General features: G+C 39.4%; 18 protein-coding genes. 12 read left to right on the top strand and 6 right to left on the bottom strand.

The genetic code is table 11. From position 1 onward, the window contains the following. The first annotated feature begins 4 nt into the window (after positions 1-4). Positions 5-1051: a ketol-acid reductoisomerase gene (gene ilvC, locus ACO05G_RS00975; RefSeq protein WP_421764286.1), complete on the top strand. Its 1047-nt coding sequence runs from the start codon at positions 5-7 to the stop codon at positions 1049-1051. Between the two features lie 3 nt (positions 1052-1054). After that, a complete protein-coding gene (gene ilvA / locus ACO05G_RS00970; protein WP_421764285.1) occupies positions 1055-2314 on the top strand; it encodes a threonine ammonia-lyase in 1260 nt (419 codons plus the stop codon). A gap of 1 nt (position 2315) precedes the next feature. Here ilvA and ACO05G_RS00965 read toward each other — a convergent pair whose 3' ends face one another. From ACO05G_RS00965 to ACO05G_RS00955, 3 genes are read right to left on the bottom strand one after another with little or no spacing between them, the layout of a single operon-like run. Continuing rightward, positions 2316-3266 (bottom strand): zinc dependent phospholipase C family protein, encoded by a 951-nt coding sequence (locus ACO05G_RS00965; RefSeq protein ID WP_421764284.1) that lies wholly within the window; start codon positions 3264-3266, stop codon positions 2316-2318. Between the two features lie 40 nt (positions 3267-3306). Next, positions 3307-4017 carry a zinc permease gene (locus ACO05G_RS00960; RefSeq protein ID WP_421764283.1) on the bottom strand — a complete coding sequence of 237 codons (711 nt, stop codon included), beginning with the start codon at positions 4015-4017 and terminating at the stop codon, positions 3307-3309. 52 nt (positions 4018-4069) lie between these two features. Next, positions 4070-5098 (bottom strand): FAD:protein FMN transferase, encoded by a 1029-nt coding sequence (locus tag ACO05G_RS00955; RefSeq protein ID WP_421764282.1) that lies wholly within the window; start codon positions 5096-5098, stop codon positions 4070-4072. A gap of 69 nt (positions 5099-5167) precedes the next feature. Between ACO05G_RS00955 and ruvB the strand changes: the two genes are divergently transcribed. The 4 genes from ruvB (at position 5168) to ACO05G_RS00935 (ending at position 12490) form a co-directional block, all read left to right on the top strand. After that, positions 5168-6193 (top strand): Holliday junction branch migration DNA helicase RuvB, encoded by a 1026-nt coding sequence (gene ruvB / locus ACO05G_RS00950; protein WP_348280189.1) that lies wholly within the window; start codon positions 5168-5170, stop codon positions 6191-6193. A 42-nt stretch (positions 6194-6235) separates the two neighbouring features. Further along, the gene (locus ACO05G_RS00945; RefSeq protein ID WP_421764281.1) at positions 6236-6835 is read left to right on the top strand and encodes a superoxide dismutase family protein; all 600 of its coding nucleotides are present in this window, start codon (positions 6236-6238) and stop codon (positions 6833-6835) included. Positions 6836-7086: 251 nt separating this feature from the next. Beyond that, positions 7087-10545, top strand: a complete 3459-nt coding sequence (locus ACO05G_RS00940) for a two-component regulator propeller domain-containing protein (protein ID WP_421764280.1) — start codon at positions 7087-7089, stop codon at positions 10543-10545. Next, complete coding sequence (locus ACO05G_RS00935) at positions 10532-12490, top strand: response regulator (RefSeq protein WP_421764279.1); 1959 nt, start codon at positions 10532-10534, stop codon at positions 12488-12490. The genes ACO05G_RS00940 and ACO05G_RS00935 overlap by 14 nt, the downstream gene beginning before the upstream one ends. A 287-nt stretch (positions 12491-12777) precedes the next feature. Here the strand turns inward: ACO05G_RS00935 and ACO05G_RS00930 are convergent, their stop codons facing one another. Together ACO05G_RS00930 and mscL are read right to left on the bottom strand one after the other, a co-directional pair. Beyond that, the gene (locus ACO05G_RS00930; RefSeq protein ID WP_421764278.1) at positions 12778-12912 is read right to left on the bottom strand and encodes a hypothetical protein; all 135 of its coding nucleotides are present in this window, start codon (positions 12910-12912) and stop codon (positions 12778-12780) included. Positions 12913-13083: 171 nt separating this feature from the next. Next, complete coding sequence (mscL, locus tag ACO05G_RS00925; RefSeq protein ID WP_421764277.1) at positions 13084-13476, bottom strand: large-conductance mechanosensitive channel protein MscL; 393 nt, start codon at positions 13474-13476, stop codon at positions 13084-13086. 64 nt (positions 13477-13540) lie between these two features. Here mscL and queG point away from each other — a divergent pair, with 64 nt between their 5' ends. Next, on the top strand, positions 13541-14470 hold the full coding sequence (queG, locus tag ACO05G_RS00920; protein ID WP_421764276.1) for a tRNA epoxyqueuosine(34) reductase QueG: 930 nt from the start codon (positions 13541-13543) through the stop codon (positions 14468-14470). Here the strand turns inward: queG and ACO05G_RS00915 are convergent. Next, a complete protein-coding gene (locus ACO05G_RS00915) occupies positions 14451-15353 on the bottom strand; it encodes a LytTR family DNA-binding domain-containing protein (RefSeq protein WP_421764275.1) in 903 nt (300 codons plus the stop codon). The genes queG and ACO05G_RS00915 overlap by 20 nt on opposite strands. Positions 15354-15510: 157 nt before the next feature. Between ACO05G_RS00915 and ACO05G_RS00910 the strand changes: the two genes are divergently transcribed. From ACO05G_RS00910 to ACO05G_RS00890, 5 genes are all read left to right on the top strand, one after another. Continuing rightward, the gene (locus ACO05G_RS00910) at positions 15511-16416 is read left to right on the top strand and encodes a DUF5694 domain-containing protein (RefSeq protein ID WP_421764273.1); all 906 of its coding nucleotides are present in this window, start codon (positions 15511-15513) and stop codon (positions 16414-16416) included. Positions 16417-16421: 5 nt separating this feature from the next. Continuing rightward, positions 16422-17195, top strand: a complete 774-nt coding sequence (locus ACO05G_RS00905; RefSeq protein ID WP_421764272.1) for a type II CAAX prenyl endopeptidase Rce1 family protein — start codon at positions 16422-16424, stop codon at positions 17193-17195. A 75-nt stretch (positions 17196-17270) separates the two neighbouring features. Then, positions 17271-17633 (top strand): VOC family protein, encoded by a 363-nt coding sequence (locus tag ACO05G_RS00900; protein WP_421764271.1) that lies wholly within the window; start codon positions 17271-17273, stop codon positions 17631-17633. A gap of 27 nt (positions 17634-17660) precedes the next feature. Then, positions 17661-18263: a trimeric intracellular cation channel family protein gene (locus ACO05G_RS00895; protein ID WP_348280182.1), complete on the top strand. Its 603-nt coding sequence runs from the start codon at positions 17661-17663 to the stop codon at positions 18261-18263. 35 nt (positions 18264-18298) lie between these two features. Further along, positions 18299-23749 carry an alpha-2-macroglobulin family protein gene (locus ACO05G_RS00890; RefSeq protein WP_421764270.1) on the top strand — a complete coding sequence of 1817 codons (5451 nt, stop codon included), beginning with the start codon at positions 18299-18301 and terminating at the stop codon, positions 23747-23749. Positions 23750-23818 lie beyond the last annotated feature (69 nt).

Here is a 23818-nt window from a genome sequence, read left to right as displayed (position 1 = left end):
AGACATGGCAAAAATTGATTTTGGAGGAACACTAGAAGAAGTAGTTACCCGAGAAGAATTTCCCCTGGAAAAGGCAAGAGAAGTATTAAAAGATGAGACCATCGCTATTATAGGTTATGGAGTGCAAGGTCCCGGTCAGGCACTCAATCTGAAAGACAATGGCTTTAACGTTATCATAGGTCAAAGAAAAGGAGGTCAATCATGGGAAAAAGCTAAAAAAGATGGATTCAAAGAAGGTGTAGATCTATTTGAAATTGGAGAAGCCTGTAAAAAAGGTAGCATCATCCAATACCTCCTCTCAGATGCAGGACAAATTGCACAGTGGGAGACAGTCAAAAATAATCTTACTCCAGGCAAGGCACTCTACTTCTCTCACGGATTTGGCATTACGTATAAAGATCAGACTGGCATCATTCCTCCTCATGATGTAGATGTGATTCTTGTAGCTCCAAAGGGATCTGGCACTTCGCTCAGGAGACTGTTCGTTGCGGGAAAGGGTTTGAATTCTTCTTTCGCGATTCATCAGGATGCTACAGGTAAAGCTAGAGATCGGGTAATAGCTCTGGGAATTGGGGTAGGTTCAGGGTACCTGTTTGAGACTGATTTCAAAAGGGAAGTATATAGTGATTTAACAGGTGAGCGAGGTAGTCTTATGGGAGCAATCCAAGGATTATTTGCTGCTCAGTACGATTTACTTAGAAAAAAAGGCCACTCTCCTTCTGAGGCTTTTAATGAAACTGTAGAAGAAGCCACACAATCCTTATATCCGCTTATTGCAGAAAATGGAATGGATTGGATGTATGCCAACTGCTCCACCACTGCTCAAAGGGGAGCACTAGACTGGTGGAAAAAATTCCGAGATGCCGTATATCCGGTTTTTGATGATCTCTATGAAAGTGTGGCCACTGCAAATGAAGCAAAGATCACAATTGAGGCTAATGAGAGAGATGATTATCGTGTGGGACTTGAGAGAGAACTCAAAGAACTTAGTGAATCAGAAATGTGGAAGGCTGGTGCAGCTGTCCGCAAGCTTAGACCTGAAAACAAATAATTAGTGCAAGCAACCACTCAACACATCTCTCTTCATGAAGTGCAAAGGGCGACCGGCTACTTAAAAGAAGTAGCTAGCCTTACACCTTTGTTGCCTAACCTCAATTATTCAGAGCAATATGAGGCTACTATTTTGCTGAAGCGTGAGGATTTGCAATCTGTAAGATCTTACAAGATCAGGGGAGCTTATAATAAAATGCGTTCATTATCGTCAAAAGAATTGGCTTATGGAGTGGTGTGTGCGAGTGCAGGAAATCATGCCCAGGGAGTAGCACTTTCCTGTCAAAGACTTAAAGTGAATGGCGTGATATTTATGCCTTCAACCACTCCTTTGCAAAAAGTGCAACAGGTTAGAATGTTTGGTAAGGAGTACGTTGAAATTCGGCTAATAGGAGACACTTTCGATCAATCCAAAGAAAACGCTCTTGCATTTTGCGAAAAAAGTAATACTACATTCATTCATCCATTTGATGATCCAAAAGTGATCGAAGGACAAGGCACAATAGGCCTTGAATTAATAAAACAATCACATGAACCAATCGACTATTTACTACTACCAGTTGGAGGAGGTGGACTGGCGGCTGGTGTGGGTAGTGTAATCAAAACACTTTCTCCTGCCACTAAAATAATCGGTGTAGAACCTGCGGGAGCTCCTTCTATGAAAACATCTCTGGAGAATGGTGAAAATATCGCTTTAGATCACATTGAAAAATTTGTGGATGGGGCTGCAGTTCAAAAAGTGGGTGATCTCACTTTTGAAATATGTAAAGAAGTGATTGATGAGATGTTGATCGTGCATGAAGGAAAGATTTGTGAAACCATGCTCGAGTTGTACAACAGAGATGCGATTGTTGTCGAGCCAGCAGGAGCACTTACACTCTCAGCGCTTGATCAACTTTCCGATAGAATCAAAGGGAAGAATGTAGTATGCCTGGTAAGCGGTAGCAATAATGACATCACCCGCATGGAAGAAATCAAAGAACGGGCGTTACTCTACAAGGGGTTAAAGCATTACTTTGTTGTACGATTTCCACAGCGAGCAGGAGCACTTAAAGAATTTGTAGCGGACATACTCGGTCCTAAAGATGATATCACTCATTTCGAGTACACCAAAAAAAACTCCAGAGAAACAGGTGCTGCTGTGGTGGGTATAGAGCTGAAGGATAAACGAGACCTCTCGGTGCTCATGGAACGAATGAAAGAGAAACAGTTTTTTGGGGAGTATTTAAATGATCGATCGGATCTTCTTAATCTAATTGTCTAGGTCAATTATCTATTCCGGCTTCATGATTTCTTAGTTTAACCTCTGGTCTCACAACAAACACTGAGTCTTGAAGCTCTATACCATTCATGATTTGACCTAGATCTGGTTGCCCTGCCTTAACCCAACACGTAAACCAGAAGTCGCCAACCATTTTTATTGAAGCCCTCATTCTTCTTTCGACCATCCCATTCAATCTTCTGTGATAATCGGAAGAGAAATCAAATGTGTAGGTTCTGATTGTCGCATTACCTCTTTCTTCATATCCATATTTTTTTGATTCAGGATAGCGCCTTGTAAGTTGTTTCTCAAACATAAAAACAGAATCCAGCGCTTCATGAGCTTTTACTACCGCATCCCATGCATATAATTGCAAATTCTCTACGTATTCAGCTTTGCCGGAAAGCAAATCATAATTCTCAAAAAAAAGCTCTGGGAGCCTCGACTCCCAAAATCCATGGATTCCGTATTGATTGGTTAACTGACCATTATAATTTTCGGTAGTGTGCAACGGAACATTCGCATCCGCTATGTAATGGCCCACATCAGAAGAAAGTCTCAGAATTTGAGCCGCATCTTTATTCTGAAATGCTTTAATCAACCAAAAAGACATTCTATTTATATGATAGGGCACGATACCGTATGCTTGTAAGGTATCCTCTGAGTATTTTTCAACAGCCTCACTCCAGTAACGCGGCATCTTATAAACCGCTGAATCCCCATAGACATCTACATCTATGTAATGTCTGGCCGCCTCTTCCTTCACGGCATATCGCCTCATATCCGGATTTACTGCTTTTTCCGTTATGTACTGAATATTTTCCTTATAAAACCCAATCAATTCCGGAGGTAAGGTGAATACTGCTAGCCTATTGATTTTTTGATGAGCGAAAAAACCCCAGCTTTGTGAAAGAATGGGCATTATGATTAAAGCTGAAAGTAGCAAGATTCGCATGGGTGAAAGGTAGAAAAAATATTATTTCTCTCCTTGGGAATCAAATCATAAACTCTACCAGAATGGCAAGTAATGCTCCCGAAATACTTATCAATATCTTATTTAATCCAAAATGATGCTCAGGGCTCGCTTCCACAAAAATGGTGGTAGAAATATGGAGAAAACTCCCACAAACGACTGCAAAAACTATGAGAACAGCTTCTTGTGATAACAACACAAAGTCACTTAATAAGAGACCAATTGGAGATGCCAGGCTAAATAGAACCAGCAGGTAAACCGCTCTTTTCCCTAAGCCCTGCATAGTTGCCATTAAAGCGAAGGCAGCTGGCATTTTATGCAATACGATTCCAAGTAATAAAGAATACGACTCGTGTTTTTCATGAAAAGGTGAATCATGTGTTAGTAAAGTTCCTTCTAAAAGTGAATGAATCATTAAGGCAGTGATAATTGAAAATCTTCCGCTAGTCGATACCGCCTTATTCGTATGCACATGTCCATGTTCTACTCCGGAAGAAAAATATTCGAGAAACTGCTGCATAAAAAATCCCACCAAAACAAACAATCCGATTTTAGATGGATTTGCACTTACAGAAAACAGTTCGGGAATAATGTGAATGATGGTAATAGCAAATAAGTAGGAACCGGCAAAAATGAGTGGTAGCCTCAGGTTCTTCCGCATTCCGGGGATGAGGTTCAAGCTCAAGCCCCCTATAAGTGTGCATGCGATTAGAATGATTATTGTAAGAAGCATGTAGGGTTTAGGTTGTCAACTTTACAAGGGTTCTAACTACTTATTTACTTTTTTAATTCCCTGTAGCAGTGTTCATCTCCAAAAATGGTCGAATCCCCTCTGAAACAAAACTTTCAATACCATTTTTTGATCGATAGATTAATATAGCGTCCAAACCTTCAGCGGAAATTACCTCTTTTGAATACTCTAGTCCAAGTACCATAAAAGCCGTTGCATATGCATCTGCGGTCATGCAATCATTCGCAAAAACTGATGCACTCAGCAAATTATGTTTAGCTGTATACCCAGTCCGAGGGTCTATGATATGAGCATAAACCTCTCCGTCCTTTTCATAATAATTTCGATAATTACCTGAAGTTGCTAAAGATAAATTTCTAAGTCTCACAATAGCCATCAATTGCTGTTCTGATTGCGAGACTGTAGGATCTTCTATACCCAGCGACCATGGTTTATCATCTTCATTTCGACCCCTGCAGCGTACCTCTCCTCCTATTTCGACCAGGTAATCATCAATCCCTTTTGATTCTAATAATTCGCTAACAACATCTACAGCATATCCCTTCGCTATCGCACTGAAATCTATTTGAAAATTGGAAGGTAATTCTACTTGTTGCTCATCAAAACTCACTTTATCAAAGCCAATTATTGACTTCAGCGAATCAATTTGTGCAGAATCAAGATTAGGAAGCTGCTTGTTGGGACCAAACCCCCAGGCTTGAACCAAAGGACCAATACTCGGATCGAATGTACCATCTGTTGCTTTAAAAATTTCTTTGCTTTTTTCAAGCACGGGCCAAAAATACTTAGACTCGTACCGCAACGTACCACTTTCATTAAGTCTTGAAATTTCAGATGAAGGGATGTAGGTGGAAAGCGATTCATTAAACGAAACCAACTCCTCTGCGATTTCTTCATCCAATCCCTCTTGCAGTGAGCCAATGTACTTGACATTGTAAATGATCGCACCCATGGTTTGCCCGGCAATATGATGTTGCCGAGGAGCATCTTTCCTGAGGTATGAGACAATTACAAATGCGATGGCCAGTCCTATGCCAAAAATGAGTAGTCGCTTTTTATTCATTCGTCTTTATCTAATCACAAAACTAATTCAATCGCACTTCAATCTCTTTGTGAGTTATATTTGAGGCTCATGAGAGAAGACTATCTACAGGCAGACGGTGAGGGAATGGAATCCTCAGAAAAAGAATTTGAAAAGGCATTAAGACCCCTTTCATTTTCAGACTTCACTGGGCAGCATAAAGTAGTTGAAAACTTGAAAATATTCGTTGAAGCTGCAAAACAGCGAACAGAACCACTCGATCATGTTCTACTACATGGTCCTCCTGGATTGGGCAAAACAACGCTTTCGTTCATTATCGCAAATGAACTGCAATCAAACATCAAAGTAACCTCCGGCCCTGTCCTCGATAAGGCTAGCGAACTGGCAGGTTTGCTGACCAACCTTGAACCGCACGATGTGCTTTTCATTGATGAAATTCATCGACTCAACCCGGTAGTAGAAGAATATTTGTATTCCGCAATGGAGGATTACCGGATAGATATCATGCTGGACTCAGGGCCTAATGCGCGTTCTGTACAAATCGAATTAAATCCATTTACACTAATTGGCGCTACGACACGATCCGGGCTGTTAACCTCTCCTTTAAGAGCCAGGTTTGGAATCAATTCAAGGCTGGAATATTATGATTCCAAGTTGCTAACAACAATTGTTGGCAGGTCTGCTGACATACTCAATTCAGTAATAGATCAGGAAGCTGCCTATGAAATTGCCCGCAGAAGCAGGGGAACCCCTCGAATTGCAAATAATCTACTAAGGAGGACCAGAGATTTTGCACAAATTAAAGGAGATGGAGCCATAACATTGGATATTTCAAAAATGGCCCTTAAAGCACTGGATGTAGATGATCATGGTCTCGATGAGATGGATAATCGAATTCTCTCCACTATTATCAACAAATTCAAAGGTGGTCCTGTCGGGTTAAGTACAATTGCTACGGCATGCGGGGAAGAATCCGAGACCATTGAAGAAGTATATGAACCTTTTCTGATACAAGAAGGATACATCAAACGTACTTCTCGGGGACGGGAAGCTACAGAACTAGCTTACAAACACTTGGATATTTTACCTCCTTCACAAACCGGATCATTGTTTTAATGGTTTAATTTTTGTGAATTGTTAATCATAAAAGATTTTCAAATGAAATTAACTCGTATTCTGCTGTTACTGATCCTGACATCTATTGGTTGCAAAAGTGATGATCCGGCACCCGAGCCTGGACCCTTGGTTTTAGCTAATGCAGCTATATTCTGGGTAGACTCTGAAGACGGTGTAACCTATGAATTAGGCGAGCAAATGGGATTTGCAACATTCGCTTATCAGGATGGAATAACCACCTTTGAACTAACAGTAAATGATATGGAGCCCAATACAGCCCATGCAATGCATCTTCACATGGGCACGCTAGAAGAGCCAGACCGACATTGGAATCAAGGGAAATTTGTTGCCTTTTGTGAAGTCGAGAGTATGGGCAGAGTATGGTTAAAACCATTTGCAGGTGATGTTGGGAACATTCAGGTAGATGAGAATGGTAATGGTGAGTTTGAACTACAAACAGATTTATGGAGTGTGGGCACTCAGAATGAAACTGATATCTTAGGAACCGTTCTATTTATCCATCATAAATCACAAGATTTCGCTAACGAATGTGATCCCAATCATACACACAACCCCGGATCACACACCAATGCCAAGATTGCAGGCGGAACAGTTACACTCGCTCCAACTTTTGGGGTCTAGGAAACACCAAAATGAGGAGGTATAAAATTTCTACTAAATAAACGTAGAAAGAACTAAAACTATCGCGTAAAGAGCAATTATTAATACCTTACCCATATGATGTTCTGTTGTCCTGTGCATGGTTTTATTATTTTTATTTCAAAGATCTAGAAGCAATACTTAGCATTCTTGTCGAAATACTTATAATATCCGCATTGTTCTATCTCAAATTTGTTGATTAAGAGAGATCAAATAGTAATAAATCGAAGAGTATGGCCATAAACAAAGCTATAAGGTCACTTTTAATGATTGTTTGTATACTATCAGCCAGTCTGGCAAATAGTCAAGATTTTTCTGTGGCTCCTAGCTTCACATTCGAGTCATTTTTCAAATCCGATGGATTAAATCAAAGCAGCACAAATAAGATTTTCCAGGATAGTGAGGATATGGTTTGGATTGCCAATTTTGGTGGGATCAATCGATTTGATGGATATGATTTTGAGTCTTTCACACATCAATTTGGTGATTCCACAACTATTCCGGATAATTCTGTTTGGACATTTTTTGAGGATAACAGCAACCGATTGTGGGTTGGAACGAAGGCAAGCCTTAGCTTATTTGACCGAAGTAGCAACAGCTTTGAAAATTACATTCTTAAAGAAGGGGCCTCTACGCTGGCCATCAAGACAATTGTTGAAACAGAAAGAGAAAAATTATTGGTTGGAACTGAAGGGGATGGTATCTATGAGTTTGATGCCAAAACTAAGATTTTCAAAAAAATTAGTGCATTCCCCAATAGTAAAGTGATGGATATTGAGATTGACCCTAATGGATATCTATGGGTAGCTACTGAAGATAAAGGTGTGTTTCGATGGAATCAAAAACATTCTGAAGCCGAAAAGGTGCTAGCAGAAATAAATTCAGCATGGGACATTCTGGTGGATAGCAATGGGAATATCTGGGTGGGTACTGACGAAAATGGTCTATGGTTTAAAGAAAAAAATGGGGATTCTTTTCAGGAAGTTAAAAACCTACACCCTTCCTATCGAGCCGGAGACCGAATTAAGTCTGTGACAGAAGCTAAAGATGGAAAAATATGGATTGGAAGCGCCACTGAAGGCATTTCCATTTTTGATCCTGACCAACGATTTTTTCATCATTATTTGCACGATCCTAATACGCAATTCAGCATTTCAGATAATGATGTTAGCACTGTTTTTCATGGCTCCAATGGCGTTACATATGTAGGGTATTACATGAAGGGTTTTCAAAAACTTGTAAGAAGTCCTTTTCACTTTATCAAAAATAATCCAGGTGATGAAGGCTCTTTGTCAAATAACAACGTCTACTGTATGTATAGGGACAAGTCTGACAATTTTTGGATGGGAACATTTGGTGGGGGATTAAATCTGATGGAGTCAAATAACCCGGCCAAGTTCAAGCGATATGTACATGATCCTGATAACCTTCAAAGTGTCAGTCACAACTGGATAAGGATCCTGTATGAGGATTCGAAAGGCCGGTTTTGGGTAGGGACCTGGGGTGGAGGTCTCAACATCTTCGATCGAAATAATGGAATATTTAAACGATATAAATCTTCGCTGTATGGCAATAAGTTAAGCATGAATATTATTACAGCGATTTTTGAGGATAGTAAAGGAACAATCTGGATTGGTACTTATGGAGAAGGTATTAATATTTATCAGCCAGAAACTGATGACTTCAAACACATACGAAGTATACCTGGAGATACTACCTCGCTTTCAGACAATCACATTACATCCTTCATGGAAGATGAAAGTGGATTATGGGTATGCACCTATGGTGGGGGACTCAATAGGTATAATTATGATACTAAAACATTTGAATCATTTGTTCCGGACGCTAAAAAAAAATCAAGCCTAAACAATTTCAAGGTACTTCATCTATATCCTGATGGCGATAATTACTGGTTAACCACCTTAGGAGGAGGACTTAATTACTTTAACCCTGCATCAAAAAGCTTTTCCCACTGGACAGAATCTGATGGGCTAAGTAATAATTCAACCATGGGGATGCTAAAAACAAAAACAGGCACATATTGGATTTCCACGAATAATGGGTTAAGCCACTTCAACCCTATAAACAATTCATTCAAAAACTACACAATGAAAGATGGATTAGGTAGTGATGATTATAACCTGGAGGCTTACATGGAGGATGCGGACGGGTATTTCTACTTCGGGGGCAAAAACGGCATCACCTTTTTCAATCCAAATGAAGTAAAAGTGCAGGCAACTTTCCCTAAGTTGGTCTTAAGAAATATCCTGATAGAAGATAGGAAGCATGAATCTTTAGAAAAGGAAATAGTGCTTCCGTATGACCAGCGCCTGACCTTTCAATTCGCCACAATAAATCCGGCAAGAAAATCTAATGTCTCATATTCTTACATGCTAGATGATGACCAAAATTGGCATCAGCTGAATAATCAAAACAGTTTGGAGTTTTTTGCTTTAGATCACGGCAGTCATATCCTCAAAGTTCGGAGTACTAATAGTGACAAAATATGGAATCCCGACGCAATTACAATAAACTTCTTTATCCCTCCCCCATGGTACGAAACATGGACATTTAGAATATCCTCCATTTTGCTGATCCTACTCGTTGGTATTCTTTATTACAAATCTCGGGTGAACGCTCTTAAGAGGAATCAATTGATTCTTGAGAAAAAAGTGGCAGACAGAACACATACTATTGCACAGAAAAATAAGGATCTTCAAAAGGCCTACGATAAACAAAAAGAATTGGAGCATTTCAAGGAATCAATGGTAAGTATGATCGCACATGATCTTAAAAATCCTCTTGTCTCGATTATCAGAAGAGTGGATGGAGACAAGAACGATGACATCAAACAAATTGATCGTTCAGGCAAACACATGCTCAATCTGATAGAAAACATGCTCGATGTTCTTCGTTTTGAAAAATCGAAAATGAAGTTAGATATCACCGATTTTGAAATATCAGAAACCATCAATGAGGTTATAGATGAGCTAAAGCCCGTTGCAGAAGAACGAAATATTCAAATAATGAACAAAATGAATCGGAAATACAGGGTACAGGCCGATCAGCAGCTCATTCATCGTGTGCTAAACAACCTGATATCGAATGCCATTAAATATTCTCATTTCAATTCCCCTGTTGAAATCCAGACAAGTGAATCCATTGCAGGAATCAAAGTATCTGTAAAAGATTATGGTGATGGCATCCCAACACAGGATCTAAAAAAAATATTTGAACAATTTGAACAATCTGAAGCTCGATCCTTTGGAGGAGCTTCTTCTACTGGTCTAGGGCTCTCTTTTTGCAAGCTCGCCATACATGCACATGGACAAAAAATGGAGGTAGATTCTACCAAAGGCAAGGGCAGTGTTTTTTCTTTTATACTACCTATGGTGAGTAAGGGCGCAAGCATGATCAGCGATCAATTAAACGATCAAACATTCTTTAATTTCAAAGATGAAGATTATCTTGTTTGGGAAGGAATAGCAGGAAAAATAAACGAATTGGAAGTTTATGAGGCAGGTAAGTGGTCAGAGTTAGTCGACTCACTTTTAGAAAAGAGCAGCAGCACTAAATCAATATGTGATCAACTCATGCAGCTGGTAACTGAATATGATCAAAACGGAATAGCTGAATTCAAACAAAAGTTAGGTGAATTTTTAACCACCACATCGGCGCATGAATCAAACTGAGTCAAATACAAGTATTCTGGTCATCGATGACAACCCTGACAATCTCAAGATTATTATCGATGAGCTAAAAGAATTAGGATTGCATAAACATGCACTCACAGCTCCAAATGGCAAAATTGGACTGAAATTAGCCAAAAAATACATTCCTAAATTAATCTTAACAGACTGGGAAATGCCTGTAATGGACGGGTATGAATTAGTCGAGGCGGTAAAGGCTGATGAAGCTCTCACACATATACCTATCATTATGGTAACAGCTGTGATGAAAAAACCGGAAGATTTATCAGAGTCTTTTAAAGCAGGAGTACACGATTTCTTATCCAAGCCCTTCATTAAACTAGAATTCCAGGCAAGAGTGAAGAATGTAATTCGCTTGTCTCAAACTGAGAAAGAGCTGAGGGAGAGTTATGAAAAGCTTTCTGAACTAGATAAGGCAAAGTCAACGTTTTTCGCGAATGTTTCTCATGATTTAAAAAACCCTATTGCCATTATTTTAGGACTCACTGATATGCTTTTAGCAGAACATGAGGATGTACTTCCATTAGACACGATGGATAAATTAAAAGCGATCCAACGATTCAGTCATAGTTTAAATAATCTTTCAAGTGAAATCCGAGAATTAATTAGGCTTGATGAGGGGTTGCTAAAACTTAACAAATCGAAATGCTATCTTAATGAATTCATTGATGAGTTCATTACTATTTTCAAACCAACTGCAGAAGCAAAAGGTGTTGCACTTGAAATGAAATCGTCATTGGACGATACTGAATGGATCATGCTGGATACCTGGCACTTTGAAAAAGTCCTTTTCAATCTCGTTTCAAATGCACTGGATTTTGCCCAACCTAATACCAAAATTGAAATTGAATGCAAAAGGGACGAAGAGGATATCTGTATCCTGGTATCTGATGAAGGGCCAGGAATTGATCCCTCAAAGACTGAGCAAATGTTTAATCGCTTTTATACAAGTGATGAACTGAATACCAAAAGAGAGGGACTTGGTATTGGTCTTGCAATAGCCAAGGAAATTGTGACGCTTCATGAAGGTACCATTTCTGCTTATAACCGAAGCAAGAAGGGGGCTACATTCGAAGTGAGAATTCCCATGCTTAAAACAAACGGTGATCATGAAGTATTGAAAGATAGTTGGATAAAAGATCAACTTAAGCACAATGAAGTATCAGAAGCACAAGCAGAAACATTGCCATCTGAAAATCAGAGCTCCGTACTTATTGTGGATGATAATCCGGATATTAGATTACTTATTTCGGAAATATTAAGAAAGGATTTTCGAATTCATGAAGCTGCTGATGGCAGGCAGGCACTTGAAAAATTAAAGGAACGTGACATCAATTTGATCATCATTGACCTGGCTATGCCAGTGATGGACGGGTTTGAGTTAATTGAAAAAATGCAAGAGACTAAATACAAAGACATCCCTTGTCTTATTGTTTCTAGCAGAGTAGGCAAAGAGCAACTTGAGAGAGCATTAGACCATGACGTAGAACATGTTCTTCCTAAACCTTTTGACACAAAAGAGCTCAAAATCCGAGTACATCACCTATTAAAAAAGAAAGGCGAGGAAAACAGTGTTGCTAGAACATTCTCCCATTTTGACCCGGAAAATACCAGAAAGGAAATGATCAGGCAGTTAGAAACATTAGTGATAAAAAACATTGACAACACCCTGTTTGGAATTCAGGATCTGGCAAGTGAAATAGCAGTTAGCCAAAGGAAACTCTTTCAGGTATTCAAAGTAGCATTGAATATTACTCCTCTTGAGTTCGTAAAAAAAATCAAATACCAATATGCCGCTCAACTAATCAACCTGAATAAAGTTGGGACACTAACAGATGCTGCAAAAGCAATTGGTATGACCAATGTAACCATGTTCAAAAAGCAGTATGAAAAATATATTGGTGAAGAGCCGGTTTTGAATAAATAAAAAAGTCCCGACACACCACTGTCGGGACACCATCGCGCAAGTTTACTTGCTTACTCACCATTATTATCTTTCTTATAAAGCAACTGGGTCCCCAAACCCAAGGTGCTAAGAGCTTAACGCTCCTTTACTCGCCTAAATAATTAGTCTTGAATCTTTAGGAAATTCAAAATTGACGGAATCATACTTTATAATTTTGCATAAATACTTCAATATTTTGCATTAATATATAAGAATTGATTGCTTCTAATTGAACAGATTTAGCTCCTATTTCAAGCTTCCAGATAGTCTTAAATGGATTGAATTAAGGTATGTAAAGCAAAAGTAACCAGTGTGTAGTAGGCGAGTACAGCTGCATTTGTTATTAGTATATCCATTTTTGATAGCGTAATTTCTGCTTCCTTAATTTTTGATATGTATTTCATCTCTAATTATTTAATTATCGATGCAAACATCCGACACTCAAGATTACTGATCCCGCATAGATACTTCAATTTCCTGCAACAGAATATTGGCAAGCAACCATGCTGAAGTCTAGTATATAGATTTAAAAAAAACCTATCATTTCCGACAGGCTTTTTTGTAATCCTATAAAATCACTTTTTGAGTAAATCTCTGATTTCACCTAGCAAAACCTCCTCATTGGATGGTGTCGGAGGCGCAGCAGGAGCTTCTTCTTTTTTCTTCTGCATGGAATTATAAGCCTTTAATACCATGAAGATCACAAATGCGATGATTAGAAAATCAATCAATGTCTGTGTAAAAGCTCCATAATTAATAGCTACTGCTTCCACACCGTCCGATGCTTCCTGTATGGTATATCTTAGGTCAGAAAAATCTACACCCCCTAGCGCCATCCCAATTGGAGGCATTAAAATATCATTGACAAATGAGCTAATAACCGTCTTGAAGGCAGCTCCAATAATAACAGCAACGGCCAAATCAAGGATGTTGCCTTTCATGATAAATTCTTTAAATTCTTTTAACATAATTATTAGGTTTAATTTGATGATCAATTTAACTACGAGGATATTTCCATAAATGGCTTATTAGATGAACAGTTCGTCATTCACGCCAGGCACACAAAATATTAAGGTGTGGGCAAAAGAGATTGGATTTAGCTTTTGTGGAATTTCCAAAGCGGAATTCTTAGAAGAAGAAGCGAATAAGGTAGAAGAATGGCTGAAGCGTGGATATCAGGGTAAGATGAGTTACCTGGAAAATCATTTTGACAAACGACTGGATCCTACTAAACTCGTACCTGGAGCAAAATCTGTAGTATCGCTGGTTTACAATTATTATCCCGAAAAAATCCACCAATCAGAGGATAAACCGAAAATTGCAAAATACGCTTACGGACAGGATTATCACTTTGTGATCAAGGACAAGTTGAAGACTTTCATGAACAGAATTCAGGAGGAAATTGGCGAAGTAGACGGCCGGGTCTTTGTGGATTCTGCCCCGGTGCATGAACGTGCATGGGCCGCTAAAAGTGGGTTAGGATGGGTTGGTAAAAATTCATTACTCCTAAATCGGGAGATGGGAAGCTTCTTTTTTTTGGCTGAACTCATCATTGATCTGGAATTGGAACCAGATGGACCAATGAAAGATTACTGCGGTACCTGTACGGCATGCCAGGATGCGTGCCCCACGGACGCAATACCAGAGCCCTATGTTGTAGATGGCAGCCGTTGTATTTCTTATCTAACAATAGAGCTAAAGGAAGAAATACCTCTTGAGTTTAAAAACAAAATGGAAGGATGGGCTTTTGGTTGTGATATCTGCCAGGATGTATGTCCATGGAATCGGTTTTCAAAACCACACTCAGAACCGGCATTTCAACCACAAGGCTGGGAAGATTTCTCGAAAAAGGACTGGCAGGAAATGACGGAAGAAGTCTTTCAAAAAGTCTTTAAGAAGTCCGCAGTGAAGCGGACAAAGTTTGAGGGTTTGAAAAGGAATATTAGGTTTCTTGAAGACTGAGCAGACGTGCTTTAATCTTATTCAACCTATCTCTGGACATGACAAACTCCGTTTGATCATCATCTTTCATTCGTAGGATATATTTATCATTTTCCCAAAAGGAATAGTTCAAAACCCATTCCAGGTTTACAATCGTACTTCTGTTGATACGTAAAAATTGCTCCGGGTTTAACATTTCCTCTAACTGTGAAATGTTTTCTTTTAACCGATACTTTTCAGATTCTGTGATCGCAAAAGTCTTTCGATCAGCTCGGACTGCCCACCTGATTCGTTCAACATCCAGGAATACTTCCCCAAACTCATCAGATGCCCATAGCCGCTCTTTCTTTTTTCGATTCTTTTCCTTAATCAGGTTTGTTTTTGTCTCATTTAGTTGCTGGTTGTACAGAACTATCAAATTCACATTCAATATTCCATAGCCAAATAGCAATGAAGGAAATAAATAAACAATATAGAGTTGTGCACTGTAAAAATATTCCGTGAAATACTCCTGCAAATTAGGATCAGGAAGTGTGTGATAAAGGAATCGTACCGTCAAGGTAAAGGGGGCGAATACAAAAAATGCTACTAAAAGAATCGGTAGAAATTTAAGTTCATAGAGCAATAGTTCTTTAGGTCTCAGCTTGAGCTGATCGAGTGAAAAAATCTGAGCATATTTCCTGATAAGGAAGAAAATGATTGTCACTGTAATGCACTCAATCATCATCTGATCAATCACCACAAACTGAAATAGATTAGACCAGGAAAAATATTTACTCTCGGTCCACCCCAGATTTTCAGGGTGAAAATAAACAAGTACCTGATAGATCAATACCACCGTTACTGAAGTTCCTATTACAGCCTTCCAGTTTTTGAGCAAATCATAATTTATCGATAGCCACATGATATCAGATTTCAGACATCAATATAGCTGTTTCAAGCAATCCAATTTGCATTACTGATTTCAAAATACCCTGATTTAAGACATTGAAATCAGGATTACAGACAATCTTTAAAAAATGAATTCTCTCATGAACGTCTTTTGAATAAAAAGAGCAATCATGAAAAACATACTGGCGTCAATACTCATTGGTATCTCCGTGCTGGCTTCCGGTCAAGATCAACTGAATGTGACCATCATTGGAACCGCTCATTATTTCAACCCTGATTATCAAACCATTCAAAACTTTGGTGCTGTCCAGGATTTCATTTTAGAACTCAATCCTGACATTTTTTGCATTGAATCAATTCCTGTGAATGACACCCTTAGTCTTCAGGAAATTTGGCCGAACACGATGAAAAGAGCCGATAAGCTAAAGGATAGCCTAAGGGCATACTCCATCGCTGATGTCGGAGCAACATACTATGCTAACTATGACTTTTGGAATGCCTATTATCAATGGCATCTTAAAATTCTAAGTGGAGATTCGTCTCAAGGATTCTCAAAATATCACAAAGACCAATCGAATTCAGAGTTTGGGTTAATGATTTTCCCAGCAGCTCAAAAACTAGGAATACCTTATTTATATGGCATTGATTATAGGGATGGTGAAGGTGAATTCATGTCAGCTAACAACAAGGTCCTAAAAAGACTGTTTTTCAGCTTAAAGTGGAAACCCCTAAGGATTTATTTAAAAACACAGAAACGTTATAAAAAAGCAGAAAAAACGGGGCAACTCATTGAATTCATTAACAGTCCTGAATTTCAAGATGCATTCAGTTCACTCATTGATAATCTCCCTCAGCGGCTTCCGAAATCGGAAGAAGCCAAATTCATTAAAGCTTATTGGCTTAATAGAAATAAAGTGATGGCTGAGCGTATCGTTGAGACCGCACAGGTCAATGGTGCTCGAAAGGTATTACTCACTGTAGGGAGTGCCCATGTCACCCACATTCAACGATTCCTGGAGGAGATGGGACACTCCGTAACGACCTATGGCCAAATCCTTAATAACTCAAATAACTAATCACCATGGAAACGATTATGCAGTCAAACTCATTTTTTATTTTACCACTTACTCTTGCGTACCTAAGTATCTGTATCGCATGGTTTTGGCTAGATAAAAAGGGAAAGTCATGGCCTCTGGAGTCAATTAAATCCACATCCAGACCATGGATTGATTTATGGATAGGACTATCCGCGTGTATTGCTATCATGGGTATTGGTCAGCTATACTCAGCAGGTTACCTAATACCAAGATCGGAGAGCACAATATTTAATCAAGTAGTTATTTGGCCGTTAAACAATGTAATCATCTTTTCTCCTATCTTTTTAATACTCATTATCAGAAGACAATCTCTAAAGACCATTTTTATATCTTTTAAAAGCATTGAAAGGAAGCTTCTATTTGGATTGATAGCATCAATCATTGGTATTTTAGTCTTTACCGGACTAAGAGGAGAATGGGCTAGAATCCCTGAAATAGCAAGATCATCCATACAATTGAAAACGTTATCCAATTTTCCGGCTATCTTCTTTGAAAACGTGGCACTCGCCTTTCTGTTCGTACGATTAAAATGGGCAACAGGGATCAAATGGGCTATTGGCATCCCTGCTGTCTTGTTTGCTTTTGCTCATGTTCCCGGCTCTATTGCTGAGGGTGATCCTGCTAGCCATATCCTCATCTTTTTCGTATTAACCGGGTGCCTGACTACATTCATTCTATACACCGCTTATCGTAGCAGAGACATTCTTTGGTTGGGAGTTGTCCATTATGTAATGGATATTGTAATCAAAGCGATTTGATAAAATCACCCAATAGTATGAGTCCATTAAGGAAACATTGTGCGATAATTGAGTCCTAATCAAATTATTAAGCAAATGGATTTAGGACAGTTCTCTTTAAGTCTTCCTGTTAAGAATATGGAAGCAAGTTTAGATTTTTACCAAAAACTAGGATTTAACATCATTGACGGAGGTCATATGAATGAAGGATTTCCGGATGGAGAAAATACAGCATGGAGAATTTTAAGATCAGATAGTGTCGTGATTGGCCTTTTTCATGGCATGTTTGAAGAATCAATTATGACGTTTAATCCGAAAGATGTTCGAAGCATTCAAAAAAAACTAAAGGCAAATGGGATAAAGTTGATCAAAGAGGCAGATAAATCAACTAAAGGGCCCGAACATATTATTATGATGGACCCAGATGGCAACCAAATTATGATGGATCAGCATAACTAGAATTTTGAAAGTAGCTACTTTCGCCATGTGACTATTCTCTATTTCATAGACATTGTCGGAACAATGGTATTTGCCATCTCAGGAGCTCTTGCCGGGAGAGACAAGAAACTTGATTTCTTCGGAATTGCTGCCGTTGGTTTAATAACTGCTATTGGAGGTGGTACTGTCAGAGATGTATTGCTGGGAAGCACTCCCGTTGGCTGGATGGAAGACCTGATATATATCACCATGATCGGTTCTGGCATCCTAATTTCCTTACTATTTGGCAAAGTCGTGTTGAAATTGAGAAGAACCTTCTTCATGTTTGATACTGTTGGGATTGCAGTCTTCACCGTCTTAGGTCTTCAAAAAGCATTAACACTTGGCGTTCATCCCATCATTGCTATTCTGATGGGGATGGTATCCGCCGTTTTTGGTGGTGTTCTACGGGATATTGTCTGCAACGAAATACCACTTATTTTCAGAAAAGAAATATATGCACTTACGTGTCTTTGTGGTGGCATTCTGTATGTAATCATGCAAAAAATAGGGCTAGAACAAGGATGGAATATTCTAATAACTGTCGTATTTATTGGTTCATTCCGAATACTTGCAGTCAAGTTTAAGTGGCAATTACCTGATATTTCCTAACTTCCCACTCTACCTATTACCAATTTCAATTTTCTATGAAAAAGCTATTTATAGTTCTTTTAGGAACGTTATTTCTAATTACTTCTTGTCAAAAAACACAAGAAACTCAGGTTTCACAGGATGCCAGATTTATGGATTACGTTGTGGGGTTCACCACAGGCATTATTTCTAAAAAAGATAACATAACCATCCAGTTCGCCAATGATGTTGTTTTCCCTCAGGAAGTATCTGATAGTTGGATATCAATCTCCCCATCTGTTAAAGGTGAAGTTGTACGATCGGGTCAATCATTGGTTTTTAGCCCAAGTATTCCGCTAAAATCCGGTCAGGAATATGCAGTTAAATTAAGTCTATCATCCATGGTAGAAGTTCCTGAGGCACTCAAAGAATTTGTTTTTAAGGTACAAACCATTCCTATGGACTTTGAGGTAGACTATGAAGGCCTGCGCACGACAGACAATGAAAATCCGAAGGTACTGGAACTCAACGGAGAGTTGAGCACCTCAGACTTTGTAGCAAATGAGGAAGTAGAGAAAATGATCAATGCCGGAGGAAAAAAGGTAGAGTGGGTTCACCGAACCAGCACCTCGCATAGATTTACTGTAAAAAACATTGAACGAACAGACGATGGATATGACTTAAAGGTGGCTGTTTCGGGACAAACAATTGGAGTTGAGAAAAAAGACGAAGAAACGCTATCTATCCCTTCTACCAAAAATTTTTCATTGACCTCCACAAGCGTACAAAAAACGGGTACTCCATACGTTTCTCTCCTGTTCTCCGATCCGCTACAACCTAACCAGAACCTAAAAGGGCTAATTACTATAGACGGAGAACCTAATCCCAAATTTGTAATAGATGGAAATCAAGTACAGGTTTATTTGACCCGGATGCTGGCCGGAAGCAGGCCGATTAAGATAGAGAGTGGAGTTAAAAATGTTTTTGGTCATCCGCTTCAAGAAACACTCAATCGCTACCTCGCTTTTGATCCTGAAAATCCCAAAGTCAGATTAATTGGGAAAGGAAGTATCCTGCCATCTACTGATGGCTTGGTGTTGCCTTTTGAAGCCATCAATCTCAAAAGTGTTCAGGTAGATGTAATTCAGGTCTTTGAACAAAACATCCCACAATTCTTACAAGCCAACTCGATCAATGGCAGTAACCAAATGCTAAGAACAGGTAGGCATATTATGTCTAAATCAATTGACCTTTCTGAGTATTCAAATGACCTTTCTAATTGGAATCGATTCACACTTGATATAGCCTCACTTTTTGAAACTGAAAAAGGAGCGATCTATCAGGTTCAATTAGGATTTGGACCTGAGGATTCAGTCTTTCCATGTGAGGACATCCCTACAGGTAGCATAAAATCTACCCCAAACGACTCATGGAGTATTTATGATAATGATGGCTTCAATAATTACTATTCTAACTACTACTACCCTCGAGGGTATCGATGGAACGAAAGAGATAATCCATGTCATATTTCTTATTACCACAGTGATCGGTTTGCCACACGAAATCTAATCGCTTCAGATATTGGGTTGATAACCAAGATCGGTGGCGATAATTCGCTAAATGTGTACGCAACAAATATGATATCAGCTTCTCCAGTAGAAGCTTCGGTCAAGGTACTCGACTTTCAACTTCAACTTTTGGATGAAGCAAAAACAGATGCTAATGGAATGGTCACTTTCAATCCTGTAAGAAGGCCATTTCTGATCATAGCGGAGGCAAACAATCAAAAGTCCTATCTCAAGCTCGATGATGGGTCATCTCTCACCATGAGCAATTTTGATGTTTCAGGAAATAGAGTTAGAAATGGCATTAAAGGATTTATTTATGGGGAAAGAGGCGTTTGGAGACCAGGAAATGACATTTTTCTTTCATTCATGCTGGAAGATACCGATGATCGTGTCCCAGCGGATCAACCGGTTATTTTTGAATTAAGAGATCCGCAGGGAAACCTAAAAGATCGACAGGTAGCAAATGCCAGCGTGGAAAACCTGTATTCTTTCATTACCAAAACCGACCCTACAGACATTACTGGTAATTGGAATGCTACCATTAAAGTCGGAAATGCCTCTTTTAACAAGCAGGTAAAAGTGGAGACAATCAAACCGAACCGATTAAAAATCAATTTGGATTTTGGGGCTGATAAAATTGCATTCGATAAACGAACACTATCTCCTAATATGTCAGTGAACTGGCTAACGGGAATCAAAGGAAATAATCTAAAAGTAGAAACATCGGTAAGCTACCGTCCAGTCAAAACCACCTTTGACGGACTGGCAAATTTCAAGTTTGATGATCCGGTAAAAAATGTAATTCGTGAGAAAAAAATTGCTTTTACCGGACGAACCGACGCAAGCGGAAGCACCACATTTAATTACACGCTTCCTAAACAAAAAGAAGCAGGAGGTGCTGTCAGAGCAACTTTCGAAACTAAGGCATTTGAACCCGGAGGAGATTTCAGCATCAACACCCAATCATTAATCTATTACCCGTTTGAGTCTTTTGTTGGACTTCAACTACCCGAAGGCGACAATTGGGGAAGATTACAGCGTGACGTGAATCACAAGGTCAACATTGCATCTGTCGATAGCGAAGGCAACCCAATTGCCTCCAAAAGAATTAAAATGAAAATCTACGAAGTGAACTGGCGTTGGTGGTGGGATGAATCAGAGGATAACTCCGTAAACTACATCCGTAGTTCCAATAGAAATCTGGTCACAGAAAAATGGGTGGACATTACAAATGGACGAGGAGTGGGAACATTCAATATTGATAATTGGGGAAGATACCTAATGGTGCTTGAAGATCCGATATCGGGTCATACCTCGGGCGACTATTTTTATATGAGCTGGAGAGGTGGAGAACAAGGTGAGCTGGGAGCTACTTTCATGTCCGTCTCAACGAATAAAACAGCGTTCGAGGTGGGTGAGGAAATTGAACTCACTATTCCTGGCACTTCTGGTGCCCAGGCATTGGTTAGTATTGAAAGTGGAAGCAAGGTATTGGACCATTTCTGGACTAAAACTGCTGACGGAAATACGACGGTTAAAGTAAAAGCCACTGCCGAGATGGCACCAAACATTTACGCACATGTAACATTGCTACAGCCGCATGCTCAAACAAAAAATGACTTACCAATAAGGCTCTATGGCATTGCTCCTATTAAAGTCGTAGACAATGAGACCATCCTTGAACCTGAAATTGCCATGAATGATGAGCTTGCACCTGGTAAAGAGGTGACTATCAAGGTTTCTGAGAAAAATGGTAAGGCTATGGCTTATACAATTGCAGTGGTCGACGAAGGACTTTTAGATATTACCAACTTTAAAACCCCTGATGCCTGGAATCATTTCTACAGCAGGGAAGCAATAGGAGTAAAAACCTGGGACCTGTACGATGAAGTTATTGGAGCTTACGGGGGTAGATTAGAAAAGGTACTTACAGTAGGTGGAGATGGTGAGGGCGCAGATGGTGAAAAAGGAAAGAAGCCTGATGAACGCTTCAAACCGGTAGTTCAGTTCATGGGGCCTTTTTTTACCACGGGAAAAGCACAATCTCATACGTTCACCATGCCGCAGTACATTGGCTCAGTTAAAACAATGGTTGTAGCAGGGATGAATGGAGCGTACGGAAAAGCTGATAAAGCTACTCCGGTTATTAAACCTTTGATGGTCTTGGGTACACTTCCTCGAGTGACCGGTCCCGGTGAAAAAATCAAGCTGCCTGTAAATGTTTTTCGATATAAAGAAAATATTAAGAGTACTACAATTACCATTGAAACAGAAGGCTTACTATCTATTTCAGGTAATAAATCTGTATCAGTTGACTTATCCACTTCAGAGAATGTGATTCAATATTTTGATCTGGAAGTGGCAAAAAGACTGGGAAGTGGTAAAGTGAAAATCACTGCGAAATCAGGAAAAGAAGTTGCTACCCATGAAATATATCTGGAAAGTAGAGCTCCAAATGCCGAGCAAACACAGGTAGAGCTCTTCACGCTAGAAAAAGGAAAGACGTATAAAGCAGAGCTAGCCACCTTTGGCATGGAAGGGACCAATACGGCCACTCTTGAAATAGCAACCGTACCATCATTGAACCTGGAGAAAAGACTACAATACCTCATCCGATATCCCCATGGATGTATAGAGCAGACTGTTTCTGCCATATTTCCTCAGCTATTTCTGGGTGACATCACTGAGCTTACAACCACACAAAAGATTAGAATTGAGCAAAATGTGAAATCAGCCATTGAAAGACTGAAAAAGTTCCAGGCTATTGAGGGTGGATTGGCCTACTGGCCAGGACAGAGTGAGGTAAACGACTGGGGGACTAATTACGGCTATCACTTTCTTCTTGAAGCAGAAGCTAAAGGCTATTTTGTTCCAAAAGAGCTGATGAACAGTATAAAAAAATATCAAAGTAGACGTGCGAAAAACTGGAGCAAAGGGGACACCCGGTATAATGATGATCTCATTCAAGCCTACCGATTGTTTACTCTTGCATTAAGCGGAAACGCTTCCCTTAGCAGTATGAACCGCATGCTTAATACTCCAAATCTTAAGAGTCAGTCGCTTTGGAAATTGGGAGCAGCGTATAGTCTAATCGGAAAGAAACAAATCGCCCTCGATTTGCTAAAAAAAGCGGGGACGCAACCTTCACGTTATAATTATTGGTATTCCTATGGCTCATCTATGAGGGACAAAGCCTTGCTTTTAGAAAGCTATACGTACTTGGCTCAAAAAGAAGAAGGCTTCAAATTACTGAGAGAGCTTGCAGACAATTTGGCTAGCAAAAACTGGTATAGCACACAAACGACCGCCTATACCCTACTTGCAATCAGTAAATATCTGGGACAAATGGCTGCCTCTGACCTGACAGCTAAAGTTACGTACGCAGGCAAATCAGAAAACTGGGAGAGTGAGCTGCCGATTATTCGATCCTCTATCAATGCAGAATCTAAAGACAAAAAGCTATCCATAAGCAATGAAGGGGATGGAATGTTATTCATCACACTCACCACTACCGGAACTCCTTATCCGGGAGAAGAACCAGCCACCAGTTCCGGTTTGAAGATGAATATCAATTATTTCAATCAGCGTGGAGAGAGTGTCAGTGTGACAGATATTAAGCAAGGGCAAACCTTCACGGCAGAAGTAAAGATTGCAAATGAATCAACCTCTGCGGTAAGAGATGTGGCACTGACTCAAATCTTTCCTTCAGGATGGGAGATCAATAATGACCGTCTAAATGATACAGACGCTTTCAGCAATTCTCGTTTTGATTATCAGGATATCAAAGATGATCGGATATACACGTATTTCTTTCTGAAAAGAGGTGAATCAAAGACCTTTAAAGTCAATTTGACTGCCACTTATGGAGGAGAATTCTATTTACCCGGCCCTTATTGTGAAGCCATGTATGATGCAAGTATCAATGCAAAAGGCAAAGGTCAGTGGATCATTGTTGAGTAGAAGAAATATGAGTTGAGAAATTGTCTCTGAGCTCTTTACTACATTTACCTATTCAACCTAAAGACTCTA

Origin of the sequence: Ekhidna sp., assembly GCF_965227465.1 — a bacterium.
Lineage (GTDB): Bacteria > Bacteroidota > Bacteroidia > Cytophagales > Cyclobacteriaceae > Ekhidna.
This window is presented reverse-complemented; position numbering and strand designations above follow the sequence as displayed.

Coding starts and splice junctions, on each gene's coding strand:
- queG (WP_421764276.1), top strand. CDS start 13,541: ATGAACAGTTCGTCATTCACGCCAGGCACACAAAATATTAAGGTGTGG.
- ruvB (WP_348280189.1), top strand. CDS start 5,168: ATGAGAGAAGACTATCTACAGGCAGACGGTGAGGGAATGGAATCCTCA.
- ilvC (WP_421764286.1), top strand. CDS start 5: ATGGCAAAAATTGATTTTGGAGGAACACTAGAAGAAGTAGTTACCCGA.
- ACO05G_RS00960 (WP_421764283.1), bottom strand. CDS start 4,017: ATGCTTCTTACAATAATCATTCTAATCGCATGCACACTTATAGGGGGC.
- ACO05G_RS00905 (WP_421764272.1), top strand. CDS start 16,422: ATGGAAACGATTATGCAGTCAAACTCATTTTTTATTTTACCACTTACT.
- ACO05G_RS00945 (WP_421764281.1), top strand. CDS start 6,236: ATGAAATTAACTCGTATTCTGCTGTTACTGATCCTGACATCTATTGGT.
- ACO05G_RS00965 (WP_421764284.1), bottom strand. CDS start 3,266: ATGCGAATCTTGCTACTTTCAGCTTTAATCATAATGCCCATTCTTTCA.
- ACO05G_RS00910 (WP_421764273.1), top strand. CDS start 15,511: ATGAAAAACATACTGGCGTCAATACTCATTGGTATCTCCGTGCTGGCT.
- mscL (WP_421764277.1), bottom strand. CDS start 13,476: ATGTTAAAAGAATTTAAAGAATTTATCATGAAAGGCAACATCCTTGAT.
- ACO05G_RS00930 (WP_421764278.1), bottom strand. CDS start 12,912: ATGAAATACATATCAAAAATTAAGGAAGCAGAAATTACGCTATCAAAA.
- ACO05G_RS00940 (WP_421764280.1), top strand. CDS start 7,087: ATGGCCATAAACAAAGCTATAAGGTCACTTTTAATGATTGTTTGTATA.
- ACO05G_RS00890 (WP_421764270.1), top strand. CDS start 18,299: ATGAAAAAGCTATTTATAGTTCTTTTAGGAACGTTATTTCTAATTACT.
- ACO05G_RS00915 (WP_421764275.1), bottom strand. CDS start 15,353: ATGTGGCTATCGATAAATTATGATTTGCTCAAAAACTGGAAGGCTGTA.
- ACO05G_RS00955 (WP_421764282.1), bottom strand. CDS start 5,098: ATGAATAAAAAGCGACTACTCATTTTTGGCATAGGACTGGCCATCGCA.
- ACO05G_RS00935 (WP_421764279.1), top strand. CDS start 10,532: ATGAATCAAACTGAGTCAAATACAAGTATTCTGGTCATCGATGACAAC.
- ACO05G_RS00900 (WP_421764271.1), top strand. CDS start 17,271: ATGGATTTAGGACAGTTCTCTTTAAGTCTTCCTGTTAAGAATATGGAA.